At 78.7% G+C, this 1,157-nt stretch carries 1 protein-coding gene; it reads right to left on the bottom strand.

The genetic code is table 11. The features are described 5' to 3' along the window. A partial coding sequence (locus GT045_RS20775; protein ID WP_161335074.1) for a beta-ketoacyl reductase occupies positions 1–1,157 on the bottom strand: 1,157 nt, incomplete at both ends.

Genomic DNA, 1,157 nt, shown 5'->3' with positions numbered 1-1,157 from the left:
GCGTCCTCGGCGCCGAGGCCGGCGTCGAAGGCGCGCAGGCCCTGGGCGGGCGCCAGCGGCGGCAGGCCGAGCCGGCGCAGCCGTTCCAGGTCGGCGGCGTCGATGCCGGCGCTCATGCCGCCGGAGCCGGACCACAGACCGTAGGCGAGGGAGACGGCGGGCAGGCCGAGCGCGCGGCGGTGGGCGGCCAGTCCGTCGAGGAAGGTGTTGGCGGCGGCGTAGTTGGCCTGGCCGCCGCCGACCAGCAGACCCGCGGCGGAGGACAGCAGGACGAAGGCCGACAGGTCCTTGTCGCGGGTGAGTTCGTGCAGGTTCCAGGCGGCGTCCACCTTGGGCCGCAGCACGCGGTCGACCTGGTCCGGGCCGAGGGCGGCCAGCACACCGTTGTCGACGACGCCTGCCGCGTGCACCACGGCCCGTACGTCGTGCTCGCCGAGCAGTCCGGCGAGTTCGGCGCGGTCGGCGGCGTCGCACCGGGCGAGGGTGACCTCGGCGCCCGCCTCGGCGAGTTCGTCCCGCAGGGCGGCGGCTCCGGGGGCGTCCGGGCCACGCCGGCCGGCCAGCAGCAGGCGCCGTACCCCGTGTCCGGTGACGAGGTGCCGGGCCATCAGGGCGCCGAGGCCGCCGGTGCCGCCGGTGATGAGCACGGTGCCGTCCGGGTCCCAGACCGCCGGGCCGCCGGGCTTGGCCCGGGCCAGGCGTGGCACCCGTATCTCGCCGTCCCGTACGGCGACCTCCGGTTCGCCGGAGTCGAGCGCGGCGGCGAGGGCGGGGCCCGCAGCGGCGCTGCCGTCGCTGTCGATCAGCAGGAACCGGCCGGGGTTCTCCGCCTGGGCCGCGCGGACGAGTCCGTGGAGGGGGGCGTGGGTGAGGTCGCCGGTGCGCAGCAGCACGGCCAGCCGGCGGTCGGCGCAGCGTTCGTCGGCCGTCCAGGCGCGCAGTGTGTCCAGAGCGGCGTTCACCCGCCCGCGCACCAGGCCGGGCAGGTCCGGTACGTCGTCGGGCGCGGGCGGCACGGCCAGGACCACCAGGCCGGGCACCGGTCCGGCGGCGGTGAGGGCGGCCAGGTCGGCGTGGTGGGGCGCGTCGAGGGCGGTGTCGGCGGGGCCGCCGCTCCCCGCGCGGCCGGGCTCGGTGGGGCCGGTGGCCAGGGCGCC

The organism is Streptomyces sp. SID486, from assembly GCF_009865385.1.
Classification (GTDB): Bacteria; Actinomycetota; Actinomycetes; order Streptomycetales; family Streptomycetaceae; genus Streptomyces.
The sequence above is the reverse complement of the archived record's forward strand: the minus strand, read 5'-3'. Positions and strand labels throughout refer to the sequence as shown.